Origin of the sequence: Kitasatospora sp. NPDC127111 (assembly GCF_042677465.1) — a bacterium.
Classification (GTDB): Bacteria; Actinomycetota; Actinomycetes; order Streptomycetales; family Streptomycetaceae; genus Kitasatospora.
In genome coordinates this window covers 1-4,123 of sequence record NZ_JBHXTG010000158.1, presented here as the reverse complement: position 1 = coordinate 4,123, position 4,123 = coordinate 1, and the positions used below count along the sequence as shown (strand labels likewise).

The window sequence follows — 4,123 nt, the reverse complement described above, 5'->3', positions numbered from 1 at the left end:
CCCCGTCATCACCCTCGACGCCCGACGCCGCGACAGCGCCAAGAGCGCCCTCATCACCCTCGTCGAGCACGCCCTCCTCGCCCGCCTCCGCTAACACGCCACACGGGCGGCAGCCCCGGTACCCCGCCCGCGCGGTTGGGTACCGGGGCACCTCCGCATGCGGGGCGGGTGCGCCGGGACATCCCGCGCAAGACCCGCGCATAAGCGGTGGATAACAGTTCGGTAGGCATTTTGTGATCAACTGTGACTCTGCGCGACGAATCAGCATCGCTCAGCGCCAGAAGACCACGGTTTTGCGCCAGCATGTCGATGAATGTCCGAAATGTGTCGCAGCAGCGCGCCGTCAGCCGCTGTTTGTCCCCCATCCCTGCACGTGCTGAAATTCCAGCTACCCCTGAATCCCGTACGAGCAGTCCCACCCAGCAGCGGACCGCCGCCAGGGGTAGCGCTGGATTGATCCATGGCCGCCAATCGGCCGAGAGGTTGTTGTCGAGTGAGGCGTAAGCAGCAAGTCGCGCCGCAGCGGCGCTCCGAGCCCCGCCAGAGCGAGCCGAACGGTAACGCGACGGGCCCGGCCGGATTCTCCGCGTTCACACCCACCGAGGAACGCCCGCCGGCCCCCGCCCCGAAGTCCCCGGCCGCTCCGGCCGCCCCGGCCACCGAGCGCCGCGGCGGCGGCTCCGCGGACGACGGGAACGCCGGCAAGGGCGGCGGCCGGTACGACTTCCTCCGGCCCCGGAACTGGCGCGTGCCCGCCCGCCTCATAGCCATTCTGCTGATCCCCGTGATCATCGGCCTGGTCTTCGGCGGCCTGCGCGTCAACACCTCGGTCGACGGCTACGTGAAGGCCTCGCGCGCCGAGAAGACCGCGCGCCTGGCCAAGACGGCCACCGAGCTCGCCGACGCGCTGGAGAACGAGCGCGACAACACGCTCACCCCGCTCCTGATCGGCCAGGACCCGAACGGCGACGTGCCCAAGTGGCGCGGCAAGACGGACGCCGCGCTCAAGGCCTACAACGCGGCCTACGACGCCGCCGACAAGTCCGGCGAGCTGCCGCGCCGCCACGAGTCGTTCCAGCAGCTGGTCGCCTTCCTGCCGCACCTCCGCGAGGCCGCGTACGGCAAGAACCTGTTCGCCACCGCGACCCAGTCCGCCTACTCGGTCATGCTCGCGCCGCTGCTCGCCTACGACAACTCGGTCGGCCTCGGCAGCACCAACATCACCAGCAAGGGCCGCGCGATCTACGCGATGTCGCTGGCCAAGGCCTCGGCCTCGACCCAGCGCGCGCTGATGCTCCACCTGCTGGTCGGCATCTCGGCGCAGTCCACCACCCGGTACGAGAACGTCGACCTGATCCAGGCGCTGCTGGTCTCCCAGAGGCTGGAGCAGGTCTCGATCTCCGAGTTCAACACCGGTAGCGCCCCCGAGGACGCCAAGAAGTACTCGGACGCCCAGGTCGCCCAGTCGGCGGCCGACGAGCGCTCCGCCTACCGCATGCCGAACGGCAGCGTGCCCACCATGCAGGGCCTGATGAACCTCGGTGCCGCCTACAGCCAGGCCGCCGCGGAGGGCCAGTCCAAGGGCAAGGCCGTCGCCGACGCCGCCTACGCGGAGGCCAAGAACGCCGGTCTGACCAAGGAGAACTGGGAGCAGGCGGCCAACACCCACCTCTCCACCCTCCGCGCCACCGAGGTCGCGCTGCTGGACGACGTCCTCAACGACGCCGCCGACCTGCGCGAGCACGCGCTCTACGACGCCATCCTGAACTCGGCGATCGTGCTCGCCGCGCTGGTCCTCGCCGGTGTGCTCACCGGCTACGTGGCCCGCTCGATGATTCTCGGCATGCGCACCCTGCGCAACGCCGCCCTGGAGATCGCCGACCACCGCCTGCCGGAGCTGGTCGAGAAGCTCTCCAAGACCGACCCCGAACGGGTCGACACCTCCGTCACCCCGATCCCGCTGCACGGCAAGGACGAGATCGGCGAGGTCGCCCGGGCCTTCGACCAGGTCCACCGGCAGGCCGTCGAGCTCGCCGCCGAGCAGGCGCTGCTGCGAGGGAACGTCAACGCGATCTTCACCAACCTGTCGCGTCGCAGCCAGGGCCTGATCCAGCGCCAGCTGGCGCTGATCACCGACCTCGAGAACAACGAGGCCGACCCGGACCAGCTGGAGAACCTCTTCAAGCTGGACCACCTCGCCACCCGCATGCGCCGCAACGGTGAGAACCTGCTCGTCCTCGCGGGCGAGGAGGCGGGCCGCCGCTGGAACACCCCGGTCCCGCTGGTCGACGTGCTCCGCGCCGCCGCGTCCGAGGTGGAGCAGTACGAGCGCGTCGAGCTCTCCGGCATCCCCGAGGCCGAGGTCGTCGGCGCCGCCGTGACCGACCTCGTCCACCTGCTCGCCGAGCTGCTGGAGAACGCCACGTCGTTCTCCAGCCCGCAGACCCGGGTGCTGGTCAACGCGACCCGCCTGCCGGACGGCCGCGTGCTGATCGAGATCCACGACAAGGGCATCGGCCTCACCGCCGAGGACTTCGCCGAGATCAACGAGAAGCTCGCCGAGCCGCCCACGGTCGACGCCACCATCTCCCGCCGCATGGGCCTCTTCGTGGTCGGCCGGCTCTCCCAGCGGCACGACGTCCGCGTCCAGCTCCGTCCCTCGGGCGAGTCCGCGGGCACCACCTCGCTGGTCATGCTGCCGCCGTTCCTGACCCAGATGGGCGCGGCGCCGGAGCCGGAGGAGGAGTTCACGGTCTCCCGGATCTTCGCCGACCAGGAGCCGAGCCAGGCCGACTGGGCCGCGATGGACCAGCCGCGCAGCGCCGCCGAGCTGGGCTTCGACGACCACCTCACCGGCAAGGGCGCCGGCTCCACCGGCTTCAGCCCGGCCCTGGAGGCCGTCCAGCGCTCGCAGCGGCTCGACCAGGTCCGCCGTGCCGCCCTGGAGGCCGGCCCGGAGACCGCGCAGATGCCGCCGGTGCTGGACGCCGAGGTCGAGGAGGAGTACCCGGCGTACGGCCGGCGCAACGACGAGGCCTACGGCCAGGACGACCCCTACGGCCGCCAGGGCTACGACCAGAACGGTTACGCCGACGACCAGTACGGCTACGACCAGAACGGGTACGCCCAGAACGACTACGGGCAGGACGCGTACGGCCAGGACGCCTACGGTCACCAGGGCGAGCAGGGCTACGCCGACGACCAGTACGGCCAGGCCCAGGGCCAGGACGACCAGTACGGCCAGTACCAGGACTACCAGGGCTACAACGACGGCTACGCCGAGGACCCGTACGGCCAGCAGGCCGAGGAGGCCCCGGCCGGCCACCCGTACAGCCCGGAGCCGCCGGCGCTGCCCGCGGCCGAGCCGTCCACCACCCTGCCGTCCGGGCTGCCGCAGCGCCGCCCCGGCCAGCAGCTCGCCGGCGGCGGCCCGGGTGCCGCCCCGATCCTGAGCGGCCAGAACAACGGCGAGACCCCGAACTGGTTCACCGGCGCCAAGGACACCTCGGCGCCGACCGAATCCCGCGGACACGAGGTGTCCGCCCTGGGCGGGTACGGTCCCACCGGACCGACCGGCTCCCCGAGTGCCTGGCAGTCGCCGAACGACGGCGCCTGGCAGCGTGCCGAGCAGCTCCGCGAGCCCGCTTCCGGCGGTACCACCGCCTCGGGCCTGCCCCGCCGGGTGCCCAAGCAGAACCTGGTCGCCGGCAACGCCAAGCCCACCCCGCAGGACGGGCCGCAGGTCTCCCGCAGCCCCGAGGAGGTCCGTGGCCGCCTCACCAACCTGCGCCGCGGTGTGGAGCAGGGCCGTAGCGCCGGCAACACCGGAAGTTTCCGGATCGACCCCGATCAGGTAGACCCGTCCGGCAACGGACAGCAGAACCGCAGCACCGATCTCTTCGGCGGCTCGAACCACCAGGAGCGTTGAGTTGAGTCAGATGAGCCAGGCCGCACAGAACCTGAACTGGCTGATCACCAATTTCGTGGACAACACCCCCGGGGTGTCGCACACGGTGGTGGTCTCCGCCGACGGTCTCCTGCTGTGCATGTCCGAGGGCTTCCCGCGGGACCGCGCCGACCAGCTCGCCGCGGTCGCCTCCGGCCTCACCTCCCTCACCTCCGG

2 protein-coding genes and 1 pseudogene are annotated in these 4,123 nt (G+C 71.2%); all 3 read left to right on the top strand.

Annotated features, from left to right (window positions below; translation table 11 throughout):
- A pseudogene (locus tag ACFVHB_RS39915) lies at window positions 1-94 on the top strand (ATP-binding protein); the annotation flags it as partial.
- A 399-nt stretch (window positions 95-493) separates the two neighbouring features.
- Entirely contained in the window at window positions 494-3,928 is a 3,435-nt protein-coding gene (locus ACFVHB_RS39910) for a nitrate- and nitrite sensing domain-containing protein (protein ID WP_380332863.1), read from the top strand.
- A gap of 10 nt (window positions 3,929-3,938) precedes the next feature.
- A partial coding sequence (locus ACFVHB_RS39905) for a roadblock/LC7 domain-containing protein (RefSeq protein WP_352291689.1) occupies window positions 3,939-4,123 on the top strand: 185 nt, incomplete at its 3' end.